This is a genomic window from Rhodoferax sp., assembly GCF_028689295.1.
Classification (GTDB): domain Bacteria; phylum Pseudomonadota; class Gammaproteobacteria; order Burkholderiales; family Burkholderiaceae_C; genus Rhodoferax.
Window position 1 is genome coordinate 304,364 of record NZ_JAQTWL010000001.1, and the last position, 23,106, is coordinate 327,469.

Annotated in this window: 23 protein-coding genes and 1 tRNA gene; 15 read left to right on the plus strand and 9 right to left on the minus strand. The window is 61.4% G+C overall.

The genetic code is table 11. From position 1 onward, the window contains the following. Positions 1–43: 43 nt before the first annotated feature. Entirely contained in the window at positions 44–1,525 is a 1,482-nt protein-coding gene (locus PHF15_RS01615) for a DEAD/DEAH box helicase (RefSeq protein WP_300118235.1), read from the plus strand. A 10-nt stretch (positions 1,526–1,535) separates the two neighbouring features. Here the strand turns inward: PHF15_RS01615 and PHF15_RS01620 are convergent, their stop codons facing one another. Further along, positions 1,536–2,381, minus strand: coding sequence for a symmetrical bis(5'-nucleosyl)-tetraphosphatase (locus PHF15_RS01620; RefSeq protein ID WP_300118237.1), 846 nt, complete (start codon positions 2,379–2,381; stop codon positions 1,536–1,538). Positions 2,382–2,405: 24 nt separating this feature from the next. On the opposite strand from PHF15_RS01620, the gene PHF15_RS01625 reads away from it, so the two are divergent. Further along, positions 2,406–3,713 (plus strand): hemolysin family protein, encoded by a 1,308-nt coding sequence (locus PHF15_RS01625; RefSeq protein ID WP_300118239.1) that lies wholly within the window; start codon positions 2,406–2,408, stop codon positions 3,711–3,713. On the opposite strand, the gene PHF15_RS01630 is transcribed toward PHF15_RS01625, so the two are convergent. Continuing rightward, positions 3,694–4,146, minus strand: a complete 453-nt coding sequence (locus PHF15_RS01630; RefSeq protein WP_300118241.1) for an isoprenylcysteine carboxylmethyltransferase family protein — start codon at positions 4,144–4,146, stop codon at positions 3,694–3,696. The genes PHF15_RS01625 and PHF15_RS01630 overlap by 20 nt on opposite strands. A 91-nt stretch (positions 4,147–4,237) precedes the next feature. Here PHF15_RS01630 and thpR point away from each other — a divergent pair, with 91 nt between their 5' ends. Next, a complete protein-coding gene (gene thpR / locus PHF15_RS01635; RefSeq protein ID WP_300118243.1) occupies positions 4,238–4,768 on the plus strand; it encodes an RNA 2',3'-cyclic phosphodiesterase in 531 nt (176 codons plus the stop codon). Positions 4,769–4,784: 16 nt separating this feature from the next. On the opposite strand, the gene PHF15_RS01640 is transcribed toward thpR, so the two are convergent. Together PHF15_RS01640 and PHF15_RS01645 are read right to left on the minus strand one after the other, a co-directional pair. Then, positions 4,785–6,002 carry a cyclopropane-fatty-acyl-phospholipid synthase family protein gene (locus PHF15_RS01640; RefSeq protein WP_300118245.1) on the minus strand — a complete coding sequence of 406 codons (1,218 nt, stop codon included), beginning with the start codon at positions 6,000–6,002 and terminating at the stop codon, positions 4,785–4,787. Next, positions 6,002–6,160, minus strand: coding sequence for a hypothetical protein (locus PHF15_RS01645; RefSeq protein ID WP_300118247.1), 159 nt, complete (start codon positions 6,158–6,160; stop codon positions 6,002–6,004). The genes PHF15_RS01640 and PHF15_RS01645 overlap by 1 nt, the downstream gene beginning before the upstream one ends. A gap of 152 nt (positions 6,161–6,312) precedes the next feature. Between PHF15_RS01645 and ftsH the strand changes: the two genes are divergently transcribed. Both ftsH and PHF15_RS01655 read left to right on the plus strand, forming a co-directional pair. Next, entirely contained in the window at positions 6,313–8,133 is a 1,821-nt protein-coding gene (gene ftsH / locus PHF15_RS01650; protein ID WP_300118249.1) for an ATP-dependent zinc metalloprotease FtsH, read from the plus strand. Between the two features lie 87 nt (positions 8,134–8,220). Further along, positions 8,221–9,999, plus strand: coding sequence for an adenosylcobalamin-dependent ribonucleoside-diphosphate reductase (locus PHF15_RS01655; RefSeq protein ID WP_300118251.1), 1,779 nt, complete (start codon positions 8,221–8,223; stop codon positions 9,997–9,999). Between the two features lie 65 nt (positions 10,000–10,064). Here PHF15_RS01655 and PHF15_RS01660 read toward each other — a convergent pair whose 3' ends face one another. Together PHF15_RS01660 and groL are read right to left on the minus strand one after the other, a co-directional pair. Continuing rightward, complete coding sequence (locus PHF15_RS01660; protein WP_300118253.1) at positions 10,065–10,520, minus strand: host attachment protein; 456 nt, start codon at positions 10,518–10,520, stop codon at positions 10,065–10,067. A gap of 24 nt (positions 10,521–10,544) precedes the next feature. After that, the gene (gene groL / locus PHF15_RS01665; RefSeq protein WP_300118255.1) at positions 10,545–12,185 is read right to left on the minus strand and encodes a chaperonin GroEL; all 1,641 of its coding nucleotides are present in this window, start codon (positions 12,183–12,185) and stop codon (positions 10,545–10,547) included. Between the two features lie 139 nt (positions 12,186–12,324). Between groL and PHF15_RS01670 the strand changes: the two genes are divergently transcribed. The 10 genes from PHF15_RS01670 (at position 12,325) to PHF15_RS01715 (ending at position 19,136) form a co-directional block, all read left to right on the plus strand. After that, on the plus strand, positions 12,325–12,813 hold the full coding sequence (locus PHF15_RS01670) for a c-type cytochrome (protein ID WP_300118257.1): 489 nt from the start codon (positions 12,325–12,327) through the stop codon (positions 12,811–12,813). Positions 12,814–12,886: 73 nt separating this feature from the next. Beyond that, positions 12,887–13,546 (plus strand): hypothetical protein, encoded by a 660-nt coding sequence (locus tag PHF15_RS01675; protein WP_300118259.1) that lies wholly within the window; start codon positions 12,887–12,889, stop codon positions 13,544–13,546. Positions 13,547–13,628: 82 nt separating this feature from the next. After that, on the plus strand, positions 13,629–14,522 hold the full coding sequence (locus PHF15_RS01680; RefSeq protein ID WP_300118261.1) for a pirin family protein: 894 nt from the start codon (positions 13,629–13,631) through the stop codon (positions 14,520–14,522). Positions 14,523–14,608: 86 nt separating this feature from the next. Continuing rightward, positions 14,609–14,893, plus strand: a complete 285-nt coding sequence (locus PHF15_RS01685; RefSeq protein WP_300118263.1) for a BrnT family toxin — start codon at positions 14,609–14,611, stop codon at positions 14,891–14,893. Next, positions 14,877–15,146 (plus strand): BrnA antitoxin family protein, encoded by a 270-nt coding sequence (locus PHF15_RS01690; protein ID WP_300118265.1) that lies wholly within the window; start codon positions 14,877–14,879, stop codon positions 15,144–15,146. Before PHF15_RS01685 ends, PHF15_RS01690 begins: the two co-directional genes overlap by 17 nt. A gap of 219 nt (positions 15,147–15,365) precedes the next feature. Further along, positions 15,366–15,692, plus strand: coding sequence for a hypothetical protein (locus PHF15_RS01695; RefSeq protein ID WP_300118267.1), 327 nt, complete (start codon positions 15,366–15,368; stop codon positions 15,690–15,692). Continuing rightward, on the plus strand, positions 15,689–15,907 hold the full coding sequence (locus PHF15_RS01700; protein WP_300118269.1) for a hypothetical protein: 219 nt from the start codon (positions 15,689–15,691) through the stop codon (positions 15,905–15,907). The genes PHF15_RS01695 and PHF15_RS01700 overlap by 4 nt, the downstream gene beginning before the upstream one ends. 216 nt (positions 15,908–16,123) lie before the next feature. Continuing rightward, on the plus strand, positions 16,124–17,284 hold the full coding sequence (locus tag PHF15_RS01705; RefSeq protein WP_300118271.1) for a replication initiation factor domain-containing protein: 1,161 nt from the start codon (positions 16,124–16,126) through the stop codon (positions 17,282–17,284). Further along, a complete protein-coding gene (locus PHF15_RS01710; RefSeq protein ID WP_300118272.1) occupies positions 17,281–18,279 on the plus strand; it encodes a site-specific integrase in 999 nt (332 codons plus the stop codon). The genes PHF15_RS01705 and PHF15_RS01710 overlap by 4 nt, the downstream gene beginning before the upstream one ends. Continuing rightward, positions 18,276–19,136, plus strand: a complete 861-nt coding sequence (locus PHF15_RS01715; RefSeq protein WP_300118274.1) for a DUF5677 domain-containing protein — start codon at positions 18,276–18,278, stop codon at positions 19,134–19,136. Before PHF15_RS01710 ends, PHF15_RS01715 begins: the two co-directional genes overlap by 4 nt. A 65-nt stretch (positions 19,137–19,201) precedes the next feature. On the opposite strand, the gene PHF15_RS01720 is transcribed toward PHF15_RS01715, so the two are convergent. The 3 genes from PHF15_RS01720 to pepN all read right to left on the minus strand — a co-directional run bounded on the left by PHF15_RS01720 (position 19,202) and on the right by pepN (position 23,043). Further along, positions 19,202–19,277, minus strand: a tRNA-Thr gene (locus PHF15_RS01720). A 29-nt stretch (positions 19,278–19,306) separates the two neighbouring features. After that, positions 19,307–20,311: a class 1 fructose-bisphosphatase gene (locus tag PHF15_RS01725; protein ID WP_300118276.1), complete on the minus strand. Its 1,005-nt coding sequence runs from the start codon at positions 20,309–20,311 to the stop codon at positions 19,307–19,309. Positions 20,312–20,334: 23 nt separating this feature from the next. Then, a complete protein-coding gene (gene pepN, locus PHF15_RS01730; RefSeq protein ID WP_300118277.1) occupies positions 20,335–23,043 on the minus strand; it encodes an aminopeptidase N in 2,709 nt (902 codons plus the stop codon). Between the last annotated feature and the right edge of the window lie 63 nt (positions 23,044–23,106).

The following is a 23,106-nucleotide window of genomic DNA, read 5'->3' on the forward strand; positions in this document are numbered from 1 at the left end:
GTAGGATAATGGTGCATTGATAGCATCTGAAACCTGGCATTGAATGACCGATTTGACTTCTGAATTTTCCGCTGAGCTGACCTCCGACACCCCCATCATGGCCTTTGCACAGCTGCAATTGGCCGCACCGCTGGCCCGCGCGGTGGCCGAGATGGGCTACGAGTCCATGACCCCGATCCAGGCCCAGGCCATTCCCGTGGTGCTGCAGGGCCGCGACGTGATGGGCGCCGCCCAGACCGGCACCGGCAAGACAGCCGCCTTTGCACTGCCGCTGATGCAGCGCATGCTCAAGCACGAAAACGCCTCCACTTCGCCCGCGCGCCACCCGGTGCGCGCCCTGGTGCTGTTGCCCACGCGCGAGCTCGCGGTGCAAGTGGCCGAGCAGGTCGAGCTGTACGGCAAGTACACCAATTTGCGCAGCGCGGTGGTGTTCGGCGGCATGGACATGAAGCCGCAGACCCTTGAGTTGAAAAAGGGCGTCGAAGTGCTGGTGGCCACGCCGGGGCGCCTGCTGGACCACATTGAAGCCAAAAACTGCGTGCTCAACCAGGTCGAGTACGTGGTGCTCGACGAGGCCGACCGCATGCTCGACATCGGGTTTCTGCCCGACCTGCAGCGCATTCTGAGCTACCTGCCCAAGCAGCGCATCACGCTGCTGTTCTCGGCCACCTTCTCGCCAGAAATCAAGCGCCTGGCCAACAGCTACCTGCAGGACCCGGTGACGATCGAGGTGGCGCGCTCCAATGCCGCCGCCTCCACCGTGGAGCAGCATTTTTACAGCGTCGAGGGCGACGACAAGCGCCACGCCCTGCACCAGGTGCTGAAAGACCGGGGCCTCAAGCAGGCCTTTGTGTTCGTCAACAGCAAGCTGGGTTGTGCGCGGCTGGCGCGCTCGCTGGAGCACGAAGGCCTCAAAACCACGGCGCTGCACGGCGACAAGAGCCAGGAGGAGCGTTTGAAGGCGCTCGAATCATTCAAGAGTGGCGAAGTTGACTTGCTGGTCTGCACCGATGTGGCCGCGCGCGGCCTCGACATCAAGGACGTGCCCGCCGTATTCAACTTCGACATTCCGTTCCACGCCGAAGACTATGTGCACCGCATTGGCCGCACCGGTCGCGCGGGTGCAACTGGCCTGGCGGTGACCTTTGTTGCCAAGAGCGACCAGCGCCTGGTGACCGACATTGAGAAGCTGCTCAGGACCAAGATCGAACTCGAAGCGCTTGTGTTTGAAGAAAACCTGCCCGACATCCGCAAGCAGGGCCACATCAACGATGGCCGCAGGCTCTACCGCGAGGACGGCAGCGACCAGCGCCGCCCCGAAGATTTTGCGCGCGGTCCGCGTTCCGAGGCCCGGCGCAGCCGCCCGGTGCAGCAAGACCCGTTTTTTGAAAAACCCTACGAACCGTCCCTGCCACCGGAAGCCGCACCCGCCTGGGAAGCCGCTGCCGGGCGCCCGGGCGTGCGCACGGTTTCGAGCAACATCAAGACCAAACGCAAGGTCGCCGCGCTGTTCCAGACGGCTTGATCGCAGGGGCTTATTCGCCCGGCCTTTGCGCCTGCTCGCACTTCACCTGAATCAATTCGTGCTCTTGCGCGCTGCCACCGAGCTTCAGCGCGCTCAAGTGGCCGCCCCAGACACAGCCAGAATCCAGCGCCAGCACATCGTCGCGGCCCAGCCAGCCCAGCGTGGACCAGTGACCAAACGCCACCGTGACATCGACGGTCTTGCGTCCGGGCACCTCAAACCAGGGCAGGTAGCCCGGCGGTGCCGCATGGGCGCCGTCGCTGGTCTGGAACTCCATCACGCCGTCAGATGTGCAAAAGCGCAGCCGCGTCAGGGCGTTCACAATCACTCGCAAGCGCTCCGCTCCAGTCAGGCTGTCGTCCCAGCGGTTGGCCGTATTGCCATACATCTGATGCAAAAAGTCGATCAGGTCGGGGCCGCGCAATACCGTTTCAAATTCTTTTGCCAGCGCCATGGTCTGCGTGGCGCTCCAGCCTGGCAGCACGCCGGCGTGCACCATAAGGTACGCATGTGCCTGGTGTTGCAACAAAAAAGCCATGTGCTGCTGGCGCAGCCAGGCCAGCATCGCCTCGCGGTCGGGTGCTTGCAGCACGTTGTCTAACGTGTCCTTGCGGCTGGGCCGGCGCGCCCCCACGGCTGCCGCCAGCAAATGCAGGTCGTGGTTGCCAAGCAAACATTGCGCGGCATCCCCATAACTCATCAGGCGGCGCAGCACGCCGGCCGAGTCGGGACCGCGGTTGACCAGGTCGCCCAAGAAGTAGAGCGTATCCGTGCTGGGTGAGAAGGAAATGGTGTCCAGCAAATGTTGCAAAGCGCTGTCGCAGCCCTGCACGTCGCCAATCAGGTAAAGTGCCATGGTGTTTATTGTCCTTTGAGATGCATGGAATTTCTGCTGATTGTCTTTTTGACCCTGCTTAATGGTGTTTTTGCCATGTCGGAGCTGGCGCTGGCCGCCAGTCGCAAGTCGCGTCTCAGCGCCATGACCGAAGCGGGCGACAAGGGCGCCCAAGCGGCGCTCACGCTGCTGGAAAACCCCAACCAGTTTTTATCGACGGTGCAGGTCGGTATTACCTCGATCGGCGTGCTCAACGGTATTGTGGGCGAGGCTGCGTTCAGCGCCGGGCTGGCCCACTGGCTGCAGGGTTGGGGCATGGCCGAGAAGGGCGCGGCCCTCGCCGCCACGGCGCTGGTGGTAACCATCATCACCTATACCACCATCATTTTTGGCGAACTGGTGCCCAAGCGAATCGGCCAGTTGTATCCGGAACAGGTGTCGCGCTGGGTGTCGCGCCCCATGCTGTGGATGGCCCGGGCGGCGGGGCCGTTTGTGAAATTGCTGTCGGGCTCCACTGCCGCCATGCTCAGGCTGTTGCGGATCGACACCAGCGCGGTGCGCGCCATGACCGAAGAAGAAATTTCTGCCAGTCTGGTCGAGGGCGTCGATGCCGGTGTGATCGAGGAGCACGAGCACCAGATGGTGCAAAACGTGTTTGGCCTCGATGACCGGCAGCTGACCTCGCTGATGGTGCCGCGCGCCGAGGTCGATTGGCTTGATGCCGACATCAGCGTGGCGCAGGCGCTGCAAAAAGTGGGCACTGATGGCGCCCTGCGCGCGCATTCGTGGTACCCGGTGTGCCGTGGCTCCCTCGACGATGTGGTCGGCAAGATCAGTGTGGCCCACATGCTCGAACTGGGGGCGGGCGCGCCGGGCACGCTGGAAGACTATGCGAGTCCGGCTGTCTTCGTCCCCGAAACCCTCAGCGCCATGACCTTGCTGGAGCAGTTTCGCGCCAAGGTGGGGCGCCTGGTGTTGGTGGTGGACGAATACGGCGTGGTGCAGGGCCTGCTCACGCCGCATGATCTGCTGGAAGCCATCACCGGCGAGCTGCAGCCCAGTGCCAAAACCGAAGCCTGGGCGGTGCAGCGCGACGATGGCAGCTGGCTGCTCGACGGCATGATGCCGGTGAGCGAGCTCAAGGCCCGCCTAGACATGGATGATCTGCCCCTGGAGGAGCGCGGCCGCTATAACACCCTGGCCGGTTTGTTGATGGCGGTGAGCGGCCACATGCCGGTGACCGGCGAGAAAATTGAATGTGAAGGCTGGTTGTTCGAGGTGGTGGACCTCGACGGCAAGCGCGTGGACAAGGTGCTGGCCAGCCTGATGCCTGTCAAAGCAGATACGGAATGAACCAGCGCGTGCGCGACTGGTAGTGCGCATAGGCCGGATGCAGCGCCGCCATCCAGCGTTCTTCAAGCACGGCCTTGGACAGCAGCATCAGGCACAACACACCCCAGAGCAACCAGGCCAGGACATCAGCGCGCGTCAGGACGCAGGCCAGGCCGAACAACATCACCGCGGTGTACATGGGGTGGCGAATCCAGCGGTAGGGGCCGTGCGCCACCAGTTTGCCATCAGCACGCGGGGTGGGATGAATGTTGAAATTGCCGGGCCGGTTGGCCGTCAGTGCCCACAAGCCGACCAGCCCGCTCAAGCCCAGGGCCAGCCAGGCCAGTGCTGGCACGGAGTGCTGCATGAAACGGGGCGCTGCCAGCACGATCAATGCGCCCAGGCTGCCGAACTGGCCAAGCACCAGCAGTTTGCCAAGGGTGTGTGGATTCATGCGCGAGTGCCTGTTCGAGTGGGTGTTGACTGAAGGGTGATTGCTGCTACTGTAATGTCTTTGCATGATCAAATCTCAACGAAACGCAAGCATGGATACTGGTCAACGATACGCACAGTCAAACCAGCGCCTCTTTCTGGCGCTTTGGCCCGACGACCGCGTGCGACGGCAACTGGCCGCCCATGCCGATCAATGGCTGTGGCCAGAGGGCTGTGTGCGCTACGCGCCAGAGGACTGGCATGTCACGCTGCATTTCATGGGTGATGTTGCAAGCGAAAAAGTGCAGGCGATTGCCGCCGCTGCTGCGCTGCCGTTCCAGCCTTTCGATCTGGTATTCGACCAACCCCGGCTCTGGCCCCGCGGCCTGGCCGTGGTGTGTGCCTCGGAACTGTCCGCGGCGCTGAAAAGTCTGCACGAGGCGCTCGGGCAAGCGCTGTGCGCGCTTGATGTTGCGCTGGACAAGCGACCCTACGTGCCCCACGTCACGCTGGCGCGCCATGCCGAGGCTGCAGTTCCACCGGCCGCTTGCGAACCTGTGCGTTGGCCAATGCGGGGTTTTGCGCTCGTGGTTTCCACCGGGCTCAAGGCGCCTCGTTACCGGGTGCTTCGCCAGTACCTTTGACATCGGCGTCGCGCCATCAGTAATACATGTAGGCACGTGACCAGGGTGTCGGGTTCAGGTCTTCGCGGTTGCCGGCCTTGCACGCCAGCACCTGGTACAGCGACACCCAGTTCTGCGCAAACGCATGCGCGCAGCCGGCCAGGTAGATGCGCCATACGCGGTAGGTGGTCTCGCTGACCAGCGCGCGAATGGCCTCGCCGTGCTGCTCGTAGTTTCCCGACCAGCAGGCCAGCGTGCGGGCGTAATGGCGGCGCAGGCATTCCACGTCGAGCGCTTCCAGCCCGGCGCCCTGCATGGCCTTGAGCGCCAGGCTGATGTGCGGCAGCTCGCCATTCGGAAAGACATATTTTTCTATGAAACCCGCCGCCCCCAGGGGCGTCACGCCGCTGCCCGGGTCGGTGGAGGTGATGCCGTGGTTCAGCGCCAGGCCGCCGTCCCTGAGCAGGGCGTTGATCTTGCCGAAATAGGCCTCCAGGTGGTTCAGCCCCACGTGCTCGAACATGCCGATCGAGGTGATCTTGTCAAACTGACCGTCGCGCGCACTCATATCGCGGTAGTCCTGCAGGCGGATCTCGACCTGCTTGCCCAGGCCGGCCTGCGCCACGCGCTCGCACGCCAGCGCATGCTGGTTTTTCGACAGGGTGATGCCGACCACCCGAGCGCCGTATTTTTGCGCCGCGCGAAGCGTCAGCCCGCCCCAGCCGCAGCCGATGTCGAGCAGGCGCTCGCCCGGCTTGAGCATGAGCTTGTTCAGGATGTGATCGTGCTTGGCGATTTGCGCGGCTGCCAGTGACTCGGTTTGGTTGGGAAAGTAGGCGCAGGAATAGACCATGGCGTCATCGAGCCACAGGCGGTAGAAGTCGTTGGAGACATCGTAATGGTGCGCGATGGCGTGCGCGTCCCTGGCCCGGTCATGGCTCAGGGCGCTGAACAGACGGCCGAACCGGCCCCGCATGGGAACGCCCACCTGGGCCAGGCAGGTTGCGGCGGCAACAATGTCGGCCGCCAGCCCATCCACGTCGAAGTGGCCGTTGACGTAACCCTCGGCCAGGTTGTCGAGGCTGGGCGGCACAAAATAGCGCAGCGCAGCCGGGCTCGGGACGTTGACCGTGACTCTGGGTTGCGGCCCCAGATCATGCTGCATGCCGTTCCAGAGCTGAAGGCGCAACGGAATGGCTGTTTCGGGTTGCAAGCCGGTCAGGAAACGGGACACCGGGCTGTGCATGACGTCCATCAACCCGGTTCCACGACTTCAGACTGAAAGCCTTGCAGCACGCCAGAGGGCGAGGCTGGTTCTGGTGCGGGCGTTGAAAAGAGGGTGTAGGCGGCGGTAGAGGCCGCCGCGACCAGGGCCGCCGCGATCAACGCATAAACTAGCTTGTGTCGATTCATGTTTTCTCCTGCGAAAGGGCATGGCGTGTTATTGCTGCCATGGGTCAGGATGCTAGGGCGCCCACTTTCGCACCGATTGCGAATTGTCATTCGGCCCGCAACTGGCGCGTGTAATCTTGCACGCTTGGACGGTGCCGTTTGAAGGGCGCAAATTGAACAAGAAACAAACCTGGAATGTGGGCTACTGGCTGTTGGCAGCCATGCTGTTGTTGTGGCTGCAGGGCATCTGGCAAAACGCCAGCCAGTCCGAGGTGGTGCCCTACAGCGCGTTCGAGCAGGCGCTCAGCGAGGGCCGCATTGTCGATGTCACGGTGACCGACCTCACCATGACCGGCCGCCTGAAAGCCACCGAGGAGCAAAAAAACACTCTGGTGACCGCGCGCATCGAGCCCGACCTGGCGGCGCGCCTGGACAAGTACAACGTGCCCTATACGCGCGTGGTCGAGAGCACCTGGCTGAAAAACCTGGCGTCGTGGATCGTGCCGTCGCTGGTGTTCTTCGGGCTCTGGTTTTTCCTGTTTCGCAGTTTTGCCGACAAGCAGGGCCTGGGCGGTTTCATGTCGGTTGGCAAAAGCCGCGCCAAGATTTATGTCCAGACCAATACCGGCGTCACCTTTTCCGATGTGGCTGGTGTCGATGAGGCCCGCCACGAGCTCGAAGAGGTGGTGGACTTCCTCAAGCATCCGCAAGAGTATGGCCGCCTCGGCGCGCATATTCCCAAAGGCGTGTTGCTGGTGGGACCGCCCGGCACCGGCAAGACGCTGCTGGCCAAGGCCGTGGCAGGTGAAGCCGGCGTGCCGTTCTTTTCGATCTCGGGCAGCGAGTTTGTCGAGATGTTCGTGGGCGTGGGCGCAGCCCGGGTGCGCGACCTGTTCGAGCAGGCGCGAAAAATGGCCCCGGCCATCATCTTCATCGACGAGCTCGACGCGCTGGGCCGCGCCCGTGGCGCTTTTCCGGGTCTGGGCGGGCATGACGAAAAAGAGCAGACGCTGAACCAACTGCTGTCTGAAATGGACGGTTTCGATGCGTCGGTCGGGCTGATCATTTTGTCGGCCACCAACCGTCCCGAAATCCTCGACCCCGCGCTGTTGCGCGCCGGGCGCTTCGACCGCCAGGTGCTGGTGGACCGGCCCGACCGCAAGGGCCGCATCGACATCCTCAGGGTCCATGTGCGCAAGGTCAAGCTCGATACGGCGCTGAAGCTCGAAGACGTCGCTGCGCTCACCCCCGGCTTCAGCGGCGCCGACCTGGCCAATCTGGTCAACGAGGCCACGCTGGTGGCCACCCGGCGCAAGGCCGACCAGGTCACGCTGCCCGACTTCACGGCCGCGGTGGAGCGCATCGTGGCCGGCCTGGAGCGCCGCAACCGGGTGCTCAACCCCAAAGAGCGCGAGGCCGTGGCGTTTCACGAGATGGGTCACGCGCTGGTGGCGCTGGCCCAGCCGGGCACCGACCCGGTGCACAAGGTGTCGATCATTCCGCGCGGCATTGGCGCTTTGGGCTACACCATCCAGCGCCCCACCGAAGACCGCTACCTGATGACACGCCCCGAACTCGAGCAAAAAATTGCCGTGCTGCTGGGCGGGCGCGCCGCCGAAAAGCTGATCTTCGAAGTGCTGTCCACCGGCGCTGCCGACGACCTGGCCAAGGCCACCGACATGGCCCGCGACATGGTGACGCGTTATGGCATGGACGAGGGCCTGGGCTACGTTGCCTACGAGCCCAGGCGCCAGCAGATGCTTGATGTGCCAGCCGGCGTGCTGCCGCAGGCCAGCCCGGTGTCGGAGCACACGCAACAGCGCATCGACGACGCCATCCGCGGCATCGTGATGGACGGCTTCGATCACGCCAATGCCATTTTGCAGACCAACCGGGACGTGCTGGAACGCGGCGCGCATGCGCTGCTGGACAAGGAAACGCTCGACGAGGCCGCCATCCGCGCCCTGGCCACTGAACTCATTCGCGTGCATTGAAACAGCGCGCAGCAAAAGTGCGATTTATCAAAACCTGTCAACGACAAAAAGCTACGCTGAAAGCCATAGAAATCTGGAAGAAAGATCATGCACACCACGCAAACCACCCATTTTCTTGAAGCCATTTCCGACCATGTCTGGCGCACGCGCTATTGCTGGTCGGAGGAGGGCCATGTGCCCGAGCCCTCGATCGACGCCACCTTCGACCGGGTGGCGCTGGCGGTGTCAGCGGCCGAAACGCATCACCGCGATGACTGGTGCGAGCGCTTCCGAGCAATTTTGAGCGACTTCCGTTTTTTGCCGGGCGGGCGCATCCTGGCCGGTGCCGGCACCGTGCGCCAAACGACGCTGTTCAACTGCTTCGTGATGGGGCCGCTGGAGGATTCGATCAATGGCATTTTCAACGCCCTGCGTGAAGCCATGGTGACGCTGCAAGCCGGCGGCGGCGTTGGCGTCGATTTTTCCACCCTGCGGCCGATGGGCTCAGCAGCGCATGCCAGTGCCGGCGTGGCCTCTGGGCCGGTCTCTTTCATGGGCGTCTGGGAGGCAGCCAACGCCGTGCTGGAGTCGAACAATGTGCGCCGCGGCGCCATGATGGCCACGCTGCGCTGCGACCACCCCGACATTGAATCCTTCATCGACGCCAAGCTCGCTGGCGGCGTGCTGCCGCACTTCAACCTGTCGGTGGCGCTGACCGACGACTTCCTGCGCGCCGTGGAGACCGACAGCCCCTGGCCGCTGGTCTTCCCGCTGGGCCAACACCCGGTTCCAGTGGGAGGCGAGGTCTGCGAGCGCGTCTGGTCGGGCGACACCACGCCCCGGCTTTGCCTGGTGCACCGGCGAGTTCCGGCGCGTGTGTTGTGGGACAAGCTGCTGGCGGCGCAGCTGGCCAGCGGCGAGCCCGGCGTGCTGTTCATCGACCGCATCAACCGCGACAACAACCTCTGGTACTGCGAGCGCATTGCCACCACCAACCCCTGCGGCGAAGTGCCGCTGCCCGCTTATGGCGGCTGCAACCTGGGGTCGATCAACCTGACCCGCTTTGTGCAGGAGCCCTTTGGTCGGCAGGCCAAGGTGGATTGGGCTGCCCTGAAGGCGGTGGCCGGTATTGCCACCCGCTTTCTGGACGATGTGCACGACCTGTCCCTGTTTCCGCTCAAGGCGCAGGAAAAAACGGTGCGCGCCAGCCGCCGGATCGGCCTGGGCATCACCGGCCTGGCCGACATGCTGGTGATGCTGGGGCTGCGCTATGGCTCCGAAGCGAGTCTGGACCTGACGCGCGCGATCATGACCACGATCCGCGACACGGCCTACCTCACGTCCATCGAGATCGCCAGGGAGAAGAGCGCCTTCCCCGACTTCGACAAAATCAAATATGGCGCCAGCCCGTTCGTGCTGGGGCTGTCGCACGAGTTGCAGGATGGCATTGCCGAGCATGGCATTCGCAACAGCCACCTGCTGGCGGTGGCGCCTACCGGCACCATGAGCCTGCTGGCCAACAACGTGTCGAGCGGCATCGAGCCCATTTTTGCCGCCGATGCCACGCGCCGCGTGCGCGGTGCCGACGGCCAGCCCGTCAGCTTCGAGGTCGAAGACGCCGCTGTGCGCCAGTACCGGAAATTGCACGGCGCCAGAGCCGTCTTGCCGGCGCATCTGGTCACGGTGGCCGACATCAGCGCCGAAGAACAGTTGCGCATGATGGCGGTGGTGCAGTCCTGCGTGGACAACGCCATCTCCAAAACCGTGCGTCTGCCGTCCGGCGCCGGCCCGCTCGACCTGGAACTGGTCATGCTCCAAGCCTGGGAGCTTGGGCTCAAGGGCTTTGCGGTGTACCGCGAAGGCAGCCGGGACGGCGAGTGCTTGTAGCGCCGACCTCAGTCGGCCATCGCGGGTGCAAGTCCGCCCCGCAAAGGCCGGTCAATGTACAGATATCAATCAGGTAATTCCAACGCCCGATCCACACGCTTCTTCAGTTCGGGTCCGGTGAACTGGGTCAGGTCGCCGGTCACACTGCGTTTGAGGGCTTTTTGGGCTGCCGCGCTCAAGCAGGGCTTGAGCTCGCCCAGCATCTGGCTGCTGGTCATCAGCACCAGCGCGTTGCAGCGATGCGTGGCCACCGAATCGTTGAGGTAATCGGCCAGTTGCCGGGCAAAGCTGGCGCGCGCCTTGTCATCGGTCTGGGTTTTGGGTTCGAACTGGGTGCCGGCATGGCCGGTGCGGCCGTGGCCCTTGCCGGCTGTGCCCGTCAGGGCGCCGCCCTCGGCCTGGCCGGTCAGGCTGGCGCGCGGAAAGACAAAGTCGGTCAGTTCGGTGAGTGCGTGGTCTGGCGCGCGCTCGAAGCAGCGTGCCCGTTCGCCATTGGCGATCAAAATCCAGGTCTTTTCCATGATGGTCCTCTTCCTTTGTGAATGTCAAAACATGGGGCCAACGCCACCTTCGGGCGTCGACGCTCCCAACTCGGACGACGGCTTGGCGGGCGCTGTCGCAATCATGCAATCGGTGGTCAGGATCAAGCTGGCGATGGACGCCGCGTTTTGCAGCGCCAGCCGCGTCACCTTGGCCGGGTCGATCACGCCCATCTGCAGCAGGTCGCCGTAGGTGCGCGTGGCTGCGTTGTAGCCAAAGGCTGGTTCGGTCGATTCGTCCACCCGGTTCAGAATGACCGACGGCTCGTCGCCGCCATTGCTGACAATGCGCCGCAAGGGCTCCTCCAGGGCGCGCGACACCAGCCGGATACCCGAGGTCTCGTCGAGTGAGCTGCCCGTCAAATCCAGCAGCGCCCGACGCGCGCGCAGCAAGGCCACACCGCCGCCCGGCACAATGCCTTCTTCGACCGCCGCGCGGGTGGCATGCAGCGCGTCTTCAACCCGCAGCTTGCGCTCTTTCAGTTCAGTCTCGGTGGCCGCACCGACCTTGATCAGTGCGACACCGCCAGACAGCTTGGCGGCGCGCTCATCGAGCTTTTCGCGGTCATAGTCGCTGGTGGCAAGTTCGCGCTCCTTGCGGATGATGGCAATGCGCTCCTTGATGGCCTGTGGCTTGCCGGCGCCGCCGATCAGCGTGGTGGCCTCCTTGGTGATTTCGGCGCGGGTGGCGCGCCCCAGGTCGCTCATGGTGACCTTGGCCAGCGTCAGGCCCACCTCGTCACTCACCACCGTGCCGCCGGTGAGCACGGCAATGTCCTGCACCATGGCCTTGCGCCGGTCGCCAAAGCCGGGCGCCTTGACGGCACAGGTTTTCAGCGTGCCGCGGATGGTGTTGATGACCAGCGCCGCCAGCGAGTCGTTGTCCATGTCTTCGGCAATCACCAGCAGGGGTTGGCCGGTCTTGACAATTTCTTCGAGCAGCGGCAGCAGATCCTTTAGCGACGACAGCCGGCCTTCGCACAACAAAATCGCCACGTCTTCCAGCACCGCGCTCTGGCGCTCGGCGTTGTTGATGAAGTAGGGCGACAAAAAACCGCGGTCGAACTGCATGCCTTCCACCACCTCCAGCACGCTCTCCAGCCCCGAGCCGTCTTCGATGGAAATGGCACCCTCGCGGCCCACCTTGTCGATGGCGCTGGCGAGCAGGTCGCCAATCGAGCGGTCGTTGTTGGCCGAGATGGCGGCCACGTGGGCAATTTCCTGCGACGTGGCGCAGGGCCGGGACAGGGTCTTGAGCTCGGCCACCACGGTGTTGATGGCCAGCTCGATGCCGCGCTTGAGGTCCATCGGGTTCATGCCGCCGGCCAGGTAGCGCAGGCCCTCCTGGATCATGCCGTGCGCCAGCACCGTGGCGGTGGTGGTGCCGTCGCCCGCCATCTCGCTGGTGCGGGCCGCCACCTCGCGCAGCAGCTGCGCGCCCATGTTCTCAAAGCGGTCTTCGAGCTCGATCGACTTGGCCACGAGCACGCCCGAATTCACGATTTGCGGTGGCCCGAAGTCACGCTCCAGAATGACCGTGCGCCCGCGCGGCCCCAGCGTCACCTTGACCGCCTCGGCCAGCGCATCGACACCGGCGCGGATCTTGGCGCGGGCGTCGTCGTGGAACAGGAGTTGTTTGGGTTTCATGGTGCATGCTTTCATGAATGACTGGTGCACATGCTAGGCCGACCAATTGCGGCATGAATGAGAAATCTCAATGGTGCAGAAGTTAGCCGATTCAAAATGAGCCATTATTTTTTTTGGCAATACTGAAAAGGGGATCGTCATGAAAAGATTTGCATGGCTTCTGTGCGCTGGCGGTGTCATGGCATCGGCAGCGCTGCTGGCCGGCTGCGTGCTGGAACTGCAGAACAGGCAGCCAGCCGAGGAACTTGCGCGGCTGTCGCAGCCGCCCGGTTCGGTCTATACCGGCTGGCGCGTTTTTCAGGACCGCTGCGCCGGCTGCCATGGTCCCGCTGGCAGCGGCACGGCGGCCGCGCCAGACCTGTTGCCAAGGGTGCGTCAAATGAGCTCGCGCCAGTTTGTTGACTTTGTGCTCACACGCTACGACTGGAACCTGCCGGTAGCCCGGGCCGGTGGCGACAGCGCCGCGCGCGCAGAATTGATCGAGCAAATCCTGCAGCGCAAGCAGGGCGCGCTCACCATGCCCGTGTGGCAGGGCGAGCCGCGCGTGAGCGCCCACATTGTTGACCTGTATGCCTACCTGTCGGCGCGCGGCGATGGCACGCAAGGGCCGGAGCGGCCGGCGCGCTAGCGCTGGCTAAAATGAACTTCAATGGCGTTCAGCGCTCAAACGTGGCACGCCATCATCCAACACGAGGATCATCATGAAGAAACTGCTTCTTACGTTTGCTGCACTCATCACCGGCAGCATGAGTCTGGCCCAGGAAGTTGGCCGCGTGATTTCGTCAACCCCCATCATCCAGCAAGTCGGCCAGCCCAGAAACGTGTGCACCACTGAGCAGGTTGCCGTGCAACAGCCCAAGTCGGGTGCTGGCGCCTTGATGGGCGCGATTGCCGGCGGCGCGGTGGGCAATGCCATCGGCGGCGGCTCGGGGCAGGTGGCTGCCACCATGCTGGGCATCTTTGGCGGGGCGATTGTGGGCGACAACATCGAGGGGCAGCCCATGACGCAGGTGCAAAACGTGCAGCGATGCAGCACGCAAACCTTTTATGAAAATCGCACCATGGGCTACAACGTCGTGTATGAATATGCCGGCAAGCAGTATTCCGTGCAGATGCCCAGCGACCCCGGCCCCACGGTCCAATTGCAGATCACCCCGGTCGGCGCCAATTCACAAGGGCTGGCGCCCACTGCCGCAACCACCTACCAGCAGCCGATCTACACGCAGCCGAACACGATCATGCTGGCCCAGCAACCTTACCCGGTGTACGTGCGCCCCAGCTATTACCCACCGATCAGCCTGAATCTGGGTTACGTCTATTGGCGTGGGGCCAACGGTGGCCACTACGGCCACCGGCATTGACCGAGCCCTGAAGTCTTCAGGTCGCGGGCGGACGCCACAAGCATGGTCTTGTCGGTGATTGCTGCCGATGCGCCCTGCCCACATGAAAGACTTGAACGTGAACATCACCACAAACAAACCCCACGTCAAGGTGTCGCGAACGGTTGAGCAACTGATTGCCGGCCAAGCCACCTCCGACGGCGCGGGCGTCAAACTGACCCGTGTGCTGACGCACAACCTGCAGCACCGGCTCGACCCGTTTCTGATGCTCGACGCCTTTGGCAGCGACCAGCCTGACGACTACATTGCCGGCTTTCCCGATCACCCGCACCGCGGTTTCGAGACCATCACCTACATGATCGCCGGGCGCATGTTGCACCGCGACAGTGCCGGCCACGAAGGGTTGCTGGAAAACGGCGGCGTGCAGTGGATGACGGCCGGCAAGGGTGTGATCCACTCCGAAATTCCGCAGCAGGAAGAGGGCGTGATGGAGGGCTTTCAGCTCTGGCTGAACCTGCCCAGGCGGGACAAGATGATCACGCCCTGGTACCGTGACTTCAAAAACGCTGACCTGCCGAAATTTGTGACCGAAGAAGGCGTGGCCGTGACGGTGATTGCCGGAGAAAGCCATGGTGTGAGCGGCGCCGTGACGCGCGACACCACGCAGCCCAACTACCTGGACCTGCACCTGCCCGCTGGCAGCCATTTTGCGCAGCCACTGGCCGCTGGCCACAACGCCTTTGTCTATGTGTACCGCGGCGAGGTCAGCATCGCCGGCAAAGCCGTGCCAGCGCAGCGCATGGCCATTCTGGTCAATGACGCGCAGGCCGATGGCGTGGTGATCGAGGCCAGCGTGGACGCCAAGGTGCTGCTGGTATCGGGCCAGCCTTTGAAAGAGCCCATTGTTCAGTACGGCCCGTTCGTGATGAACTCGCAGGATGAGATTTACCAGGCGCTGAGCGATTTCCGCGATGGCCGGCTGGGGGAGTTTGCCTGAGTTGTTGTGTGCCTGTCGCGGCCATTGTGCTCGGTGGCTGGTAAACCAGTGACTTGCATAAACAATAAACGTAACTACAATAACCCATGACAAGAATCACCTATGACCCGGCAAAGGATGCATCGAATCAGCTGAAACATGAGGTATCTCTGGCGCTGGCAAACGAGCTTGAATGGGACACGCTGCTTTGCAAGCCCGACGCTTGCCGCGAGTACGGCGAACCACGCCGGATTGGTTATGCCATTGCCGGTAACCGCCTTTATTGTGTGGTATTTGTCGACCGCCCTGATGATGCAGCCACAGAGCGCCGCATCATCAGTTTGAGAAAAGCCAACAGCCGAGAGGTAAAACGCTATGAAGCCAACAGTTAGATCACGACGAGTGCTGGAGCACCCCACGCCTGCAGAGGATGCCGCTATTGCCGCTGGCATCGCTCAAGATACTGACACGTATGAACCAAGCGACCGGGAATTTGCCACGATGCGCCGCCCTGGACGACCTATGGGAAGTGGCACCAAAACGCAAATCACACTGCGCCTGGACACTGTCGTTGTGGAGAAATTCAAGGCCACGGGCGAAGGCTGGCAGACGCGAATCAATGAAGTGCTGAGAGCACTCGTATGACCTTCCCATGCTTCTTTTGAAGCTGGTGCTTGCCTGGTGCTAGCCCAAAAAAAATCCGCTACGGTTCAGGTAGCGGATTTCTTTTGACTGTATTGGTGCCGGAGAGATGAATCGAACACCCGACCTTCTCATTACGAACGGCTCTAGACTGTCCTCTGCTCTGAGGTCATAACGCGTAACTCGATTTTTAGCTGTCACTTGGCTACATCGGAGTTACGTATGAAAGATCAAGTTTCTGAAGATTCACTAGACCGCACCATAGCGGCCTGTGCTTGGCTCGTTGACATTGCGCAGCGGTCCGTTGACCGCCACGGCTGGGACCCTGTCATCGTTCGCTATCTGGAGCGTCTTGGGCAGAGCGCCTATGAAGCGCAATTGGAGGTCCAGGGGGGTATGGGGGCTGTGGCCCACATGAAGCGAAGCGTAACGGCTGTTGAGGTGCTCGCACACCTGCCTGCATGTCGCGGGGCGCAGCATTTGAACGATAAGGCGTGCCCTGCGTGCCATGCCAAACAAGTCAGCGTTGGCGGGGAGCTGATGCAATGAAGAAGAAACCGACCATTGATGCTCGGCCAGACCGGGCGCAACCGTACATCATGCGCATTGCTGATCTGCTCTCAGACGACCCAGTCCTTGTGCATGTCATAGGGCCACGTTTCAAAGTTGTGGCCTACGCTGACCACAAAGCCAAGCGCGTGACCTACTCATTTCGTGGCGTGGACGATACAGAACCCGATGAATGGGATTTAAAGCCGGTCTAGTTCTTTACTCGACTTGGACGGTTCGCATAGCATTGGGTTGCAAATAACGGGTATGGTGTCCCGGTCACAAAACACTCGGTCTGACACATACGTATCACCGGGGCGGCGATTGAGCCACAAGCCCTGATACTTGGCCATAAGAACCAATGCGTTTGCGAATCCTTTAACCGGGTTCGCTGCTGCATTCGCATGTGAACCCAAAGATTTGGAGTTCGCATGTTTGATTCAATTTCTCAAGACTCATTTGACGATCAAGGCGGCGCGTCTGCACGCGCGGCGGGGACCCGCATGCGGGGCGGGGCCGCGTGTGACGAAGCGCCGGGTTCGCCCCGTTTAGTAACTACGGGGAGAAAGAACGGTAGAGAAAAACCGTATCCTGTGGATGAAGAAACCGGGGAGCGGGTTCAATTTGTTGCAGATCGTCGGGATGGGATAACTATCCTTCGGCATCTTGTACCGTCAGAAACTGCTTCACCTGGAGTGGCTTTGATCGATGCACTGGCGTTTTCACTGGTGCCGCCTGAAGAAAACTCCTATGTGTGGCTGATCAAGCAGATGGGCCAGTTCCTTGAAATTGGCCCTATCGAGCAGCGTCGTGGGCTGTTTGGCTTTCGCTATTCCGCACGCTTTGGCGATGGTGCCGGCATGATTGCGTGGGGCGGGGACAGTCAGCGGGGCAGGGTGTATTTCAGCCTGATGGGGCAGGGGTGTTCAATGGTCAAGAATTGGTCCGAGCTGGCCAATTGGCTTGAAGCAAACCGGGCCACCATCAAACGCGCTGATGTGGCCTATGACGACTTCGAGGGCAAGCTGGTCAACATCGCATGGGCCGTCGAGCAGTACAAGGGGGATGGTTTCAACGCTGGCGGGAGAAAACCGACCCATTCGGTTTTTGGTGACTGGCTTGAAGGTGATGCATCGACCAAGGGCCGCACCTTGGGCATTGGCAACCGGGCCAGCGGCAAATATGCTCGCATCTATGAAAAGGGCAAGCAGCTCGGGGAGGGTACAAGCCCATGGACGCGCATCGAAGTTGAATGGCGTGCCCAAGATCGCTTTATCCCTTTTGACATCCTCACCCGACCAGGTCATTACCTCGCGGGGGCTTATCCGTGCCTGGAGTTCTTGACCGAAGAGCAGTCCACCATCAAGACCGTTGCCAAGGCCGGGCAGATTGCTTATGACACTGCCGTTGAAAATGCCAAACGTCATTGCGGCAAGACCGTCACATTGATGCTCGATGTGCTTGGCGGTGACTATGGCGAAGTCGTCAATAGCCTGATGCGTCCCGGCTATCCGGCTCGGATCGACCCCTACACATACCATGTCAAGCAAAACCCGGCCATGCTGGATCGTCAACTCGTGGGGGCGTCATGACCCTCTACAAACGTGAGAAATACTGGTGGGTCAAGTTCGCGCCGATCAAGGGCGAATTAAAGCCATTTTTTACAAGCACTGGCACGGCAATAAAACGCGATGCACAAAAGTACCATGACAAGCTACAGGCTGAACGATGGGAGCAAGACAAACTCGGCGTGAAACCTCGTCATACGTGGGATGACGCTGCGGCAAAATTTCTGGAGGAAACCAGTCACAAGCGAACGCATGAATGGGACAAGTCCATGTTGCGATGGTTCCAACCCCATCTAGGGGGGAAAGATTTGATCGACATAAATCGGGCATTGCTTGATCAGGTTAAAGCGGTAAGGGCAAAGGGTTTCAGCACGGCCACCGCGAACCGCTATATGGCATTGGTCAGAACTATCCTGCGCAAAGCCTGCAACGATTGGGAATGGCTGGATCGCGTGCCTAAGGTGGGCATGTTCAAGAATGCAGAGGGGCGTATCCGCTCCCTATCACGCGAAGAGTTTGCGCGGCTCATGGAAGAACTGCCGGAGCATCTGGCAGACATGGCGCGGTTCTCGGTTGCAACGGGTCTGCGACAAGCCAACGTAACCCGCTTGCAATGGAAGCAGGTCAGCTTGGAGCGCCGCCATTTGTGGGTGTCGGGTGCAGAGCAAAAGAATGGTCGGCCTCACTCGGTGCCATTGAATCAAGCTGCCATTGATGTGCTGTTGAAACGCCAGCGGGATCACCCCGTGCACGTTTTCACCTACGATGGAAACCCAATCGTCCAGGTCAACACCAAGGCATGGCGCAATGCGCTTCAGCGTGCCGGGATAATGGATTTTCGGTGGCATGACCTGCGGCACACCTTTGCTACGTGGCATCGGGAGGCTGGAACACCAACGCACGAATTGCAGAGGCTGGGAGGATGGAAAACGCAGTCGATGGTGGAGCGTTATGCTCACGTTGCACCGGAAGGGCTTCAAGCTGCCGCGTCTCGATTGGATCGGATATTACAACTGTGAAAAATCAAAAAATTGAAATTGATGCTCTGCGAGTACTGCTCGAAACACAGTTGCAAGTGTTAGCGCTAACGGTGGTCATCACCCATAAAGGTTCTGCGACGTTCCTGGAGCAGGAGCTTTGCAGTTCGCTTCCTGACGCTGTTCAGGGTGTAGTTACTCCAATGGCAATGGCTGTCGGCGGTTCGGTTCAGTCAATACTCGAGCTGTCTTCTGGGCCTGCAGGCAGCATTCGGGATTGCTACCCGTTAGCGCGGTCAGTAGTGGAAACAATGACTAATGCAAGTTATGTGTTGGCCGGGGGAACTGAAATAGCCGAAAAGGCAATTCGCCATGCAAAGCAAAAGTATCACAGGGATATGGATCGAATTTTTGGAAAAGGCAGCAACACAATGCGCCTCCGCGCTGTGGGTGTGTCTGAGGCCGAATTAAGTTCGGAATTGAAAGACGCCTTGGATGAATTTACTGCAAAAAACGGACGTGAAAAAAGTTGGACAGATGATTCCGTTGCTACCCGTATCTCTGTGATCGGGGAAAAGCTGGGTCCAATGGTAGCGACGAGACTTTTAGGTGCCTATGCCCTGGTCTATCAGGACGCCTCCGAAATCGTGCACGGGAGCTTATATGGAATAAATCTATTCAACATAGGACGCGGAAAGACGCCTACGAATGTTGAAGAATTTGTTGAAGTTGCAAATGGGCACTTGATTGGAATTCTGTATGCGTTATTTTTTGCAATAACAAGCTACGTCCGCTCGAATGCGGAACTGCAAGGGCATCAGGCGCTTGTTGACTTGGATAGCGGCCAATGGGAGCGATTTGAAGGACTTGTTAAAGGCCAGACAACTGGCGATAATTAGCGGAGAGTTACGCGTTAGTTACATGAAAAAGCCCCTAACCATGACAGCTAGGGGCTTTTTGTGAATGGTGCCGGAGAGATGAATCGAACACCCGACCTTCTCATTACGAATGAGCTGCTCTACCGACTGAGCTACACCGGCTTGGAAAGAGCGCAATTATAGCGGTCGGTTTACGGCTCGCTGTGGTAGCGGGTGACGCGTTCGACCTCGTTTTTGGAGCCCATGAAAACGCTCACGCGCTCGTGTAATTTGGTGGGTGTGATGTCCATGATGCGGCGCTTGCCATCGGTGGCCACGCCACCGGCCTGCTCGATCAGCCAGGCCATCGGGTTGGCCTCGTACATCAACCGCAGCTTGCCTGGTTTGTCGGGCTCGCGCTTGTCCCACGGGTACAGGAAAATGCCGCCACGCGTCAGGATGCGGTGCACGTCGGCTACCATGCTGCCGACCCAGCGCATGTTGAAGTCCTTGCCGCGCAGGCCTGCTTTTCCTTGCAGGCATTCGTCGATGTAGCGCGTCACGGGTGCCGCCCAATGGCGCTGGTTGCTCATGTTGATGGCGAATTCCTGGGTGTCTTCGGGCACGCGCAGGTTTTCCTGGGTCAGGATGAATGAGCCCTGCTCACGGTCCAGCGTGAACACCGCCACGCCATCGCCCACAGTGAGCACCAGCGTGGTTTGCGGGCCGAACACACAGTAGCCGGCGGCGACCTGCTGGGTGCCGGGCTGCAAAAAGTCGTGCTCCGACACGCCCGCGCCTTCGGGCTTGACCAGCACGCTGAAGATGGTGCCAATGCTCACATTCACGTCGATGTTGCTGGAGCCGTCCAGCGGGTCGAACATCAGCAGGTATTCGCCCTGCGGGTAGCGGTTGGGCACCACGTAGATGCCTTCCATTTCCTCGCTGGCCATGGCCGCCAGGTGGCCGCCCCATTCGTTGGCCTCGATCAGCACCTCGTTGGCGATGATGTCGAGTTTTTTCTGCATTTCGCCCTGCACGTTCTCACTGCCGGCGCTGCCCATGACGTCGCCCAGGGCGCCTTTGTTGACCGCCTGGCTGATGCGTTTGCAGGCGCGCGCCACCACTTCGAGCAGCAGCCGCAGTTGCGAGGGAATGTGGCCTTCAAGGCGCTGCTGCTCGACCAGGTAGCGCGTCAGGGATATTCTCTTGGGCATGTTTTTCTCCTCGATAGTGTTGTTCAATCAGCCAGGGCGCGGCTGACCACCTCGCGCACGTCGTTGCTCAGGTCGGGTTTGGCTGCGACGCGCTTGAGGGCTTCATAGGCCGCGTTGCGGTAGGGTTCGACCAGTTTTTTCCAGCGGTCCAGCGCGCGCGCCAGACGCGCGGCCACTTGCGGGTTGATGGCATCGAGCGCCAGCACCTGGTCCGCCCAAAACACGTAACCCGCCGCATCGGCGCGGTGGAACGCGCCCGGGTTGGCGCTGCAGTAGCTGAAGATCACGCTGCGGGCGCGATTGGGGTTGCGAATATTGAAGTCCGCGTGCTTGAACAACTGGCGCACCGCCGGCAGCACCTGGCCGCCGCGGTCGGTGCAGCCGGCCTGCAGTGCAAACCATTTGTCCAGCACGAGCTCTTCGGCTTTGAACAGGCTGTGAAAACGCGCCAATGCGGGCGTGGCCAGTGCATGACCGCTGTTCACCAGGGCACTCAGGGCATTGAAGCGGTCGGTCATGTTGTCGGCGTCCTTGAAGCGCTGGTAGGCCTTGCCGGGCCAGACCGTATCACCTGAGCGGCGTGCGGACAGACACAACATCGACAAGGCCAGACCCGCCAGCGCGCGGCGGCCGCTGGACAGGGTGTCGGGGCGGTAGCCGCCGTTTTGACAATGCACCTCGTAAGCCCATTGCCAGTCGGTGGCGAGTTCGCTGGCGAGTTGCTCGCGCATGGCTTCGCGCACGGCGTGGATGCGCTGCGGATCGACCACGTCGAGTTGTTCGGCGATGTAGCTTTCTGATGGCAGCGTGAGCACCAGTTCCTTGAAGGCGGCATCCAGCGTGGGGTGGCGCAGCACCGAGCGCATGGCAGCGATCGTGGCGTCATCCAGGCCTTCAGCGCCCGTTGTGACTCGGTCAGCAGCGATGGAGGCTATCGCGCAGCGCAAGGCCAGGCGTTGGCCGGCTTCCCAGCGGTTGAACGGGTCGGGGTCGTTCGCCAGCAAGGTGAGCAACTGGGCGTCGGTGTAGTCAAAGTCCAGAATCACCGGGGCGCTGAAACCGCGCAGAATCGACGGTACCGGTTCTTCGTGCACGTTTTCGAAGGTAATCGACTTGCTGGCCTGTGTCATGACGAACAGGTGGCTGGCCGCCGCAGTGGCGCCGCCGCCTTGGACCTGCAAGGGCAGGGCGGCACCGCTGCTGGCGCCCACCAGCCCCAGGCTGACCGGAATGACGAACGGCTCCTTGCTGTCCTGGCCAGGTGTGGCCGGGCAGCTCTGCGTGAACGTCAGGGTATAGGTCTGCGTTTGCGCGTCATAGTGCCCGGTGGCCGCCATGCGCGGTGTGCCGGCCTGGCTGTACCAGCGCTTGAACTGCGGCAGCAAGCGGGCCAGCGCTGAATCGGGGTTGGCATCGGCTACGGACTGCGCAAAGTCATCGCAGGTCACGGCCTGCCCATCGTGACGGGCGAAGTACAGCGTCATGCCCTTGGCAAAACCTTCGCGTCCGACCAGTGTCTGCATCATGCGCACCACCTCGGCGCCTTTTTCGTAAATGGTGACGGTGTAAAAGTTGTTGATTTCGAGGTAGCTGTCGGGCCGCACCGGGTGCGCCATGGGGCCGGCGTCTTCGGGGAACTGGGCAGTGCGCAGCACGCGCACGTCTTCAATGCGCTTGACGGCGCGGGCCGATGCGTCGGTGCACAAGTCCATGCTGAATTCCTGGTCGCGGAACACCGTCAGGCCTTCTTTCAGACTGAGCTGGAACCAGTCGCGGCAGGTGATGCGGTTGCCGGTCCAGTTGTGAAAATACTCGTGGCCGACCACGCTCTCGATGTTGGCAAAGTCCACATCGGTGGCGGTGGCCTGGTTGGCCAGCACGTACTTGGTGTTGAAGACGTTCAGGCCTTTGTTTTCCATGGCACCCATGTTGAAATCGCTGGTGGCCACGATCATGAAGCGTTCCAGGTCCAGCGCCAGGCCAAAGCGGGCTTCGTCCCAAATGACGGAATTGATCAGCGAGGCCATGGCGTGCTCGGTCTTGTCCATGTCGCCGGGGCGCACATAGACCTGCAGCAAATGTTCGCGGCCGTTGCGGGCGGTGATGCGCTGCTCGCGCGCCACCAGTTGGCCGGCCACTAGGGCGAACAGATAGCTGGGCTTCCTGTGCGGATCGACCCAGGTGGCATAGTGGCGACCGTCTTCCAGGTCGCCTTGCTCGGTCAGATTGCCGTTGCTGAGCAACACCGGGAATTTCACCTTGTCAGCGCGCAGCGTCACGGTGAAGCTGGCCATCACATCGGGGCGGTCCAGGTAATAGGTAATGCGGCGAAAGCCCTCGGCCTCGCACTGCGTGAAGAACGAGTCGTTGCTGACATAAAGACCCGACAGGGCGGTGTTTTTGACAGGCGCGCAGGTGGTAAAAATCTCCAGCTCGAAAGGTGCGCTGCCCTCGGGCAGGTTTTCCAGCACCAGTTGGCCCGCATCCATCTTGAAGCTGGTGCCGGCGCCGTTGACCAGCACGCGCGCCAGGTCGAGCTCGTCGCCGTCCAGCCGCAGCACTTGCGCGGAAACGTCGGGGTTGCGGCGCAGCGTCATTTTGTTGAGCACGCGGGTCTTGGCCGGGTCGAGGTCGAAGCTCAGGTAAACGGTGTCGATCCAGAACGCCGGGGCGGTGTAGTCGGCGCGGCGAACCACCGTGGCCGGGCCGCTTGAGTCACGAAGTTGCAACATGCAGAGTCTCCAAAAAATTCAATTGAACAAGATCATGGTCAGTCCATGTCGAAGGCCAGCGCC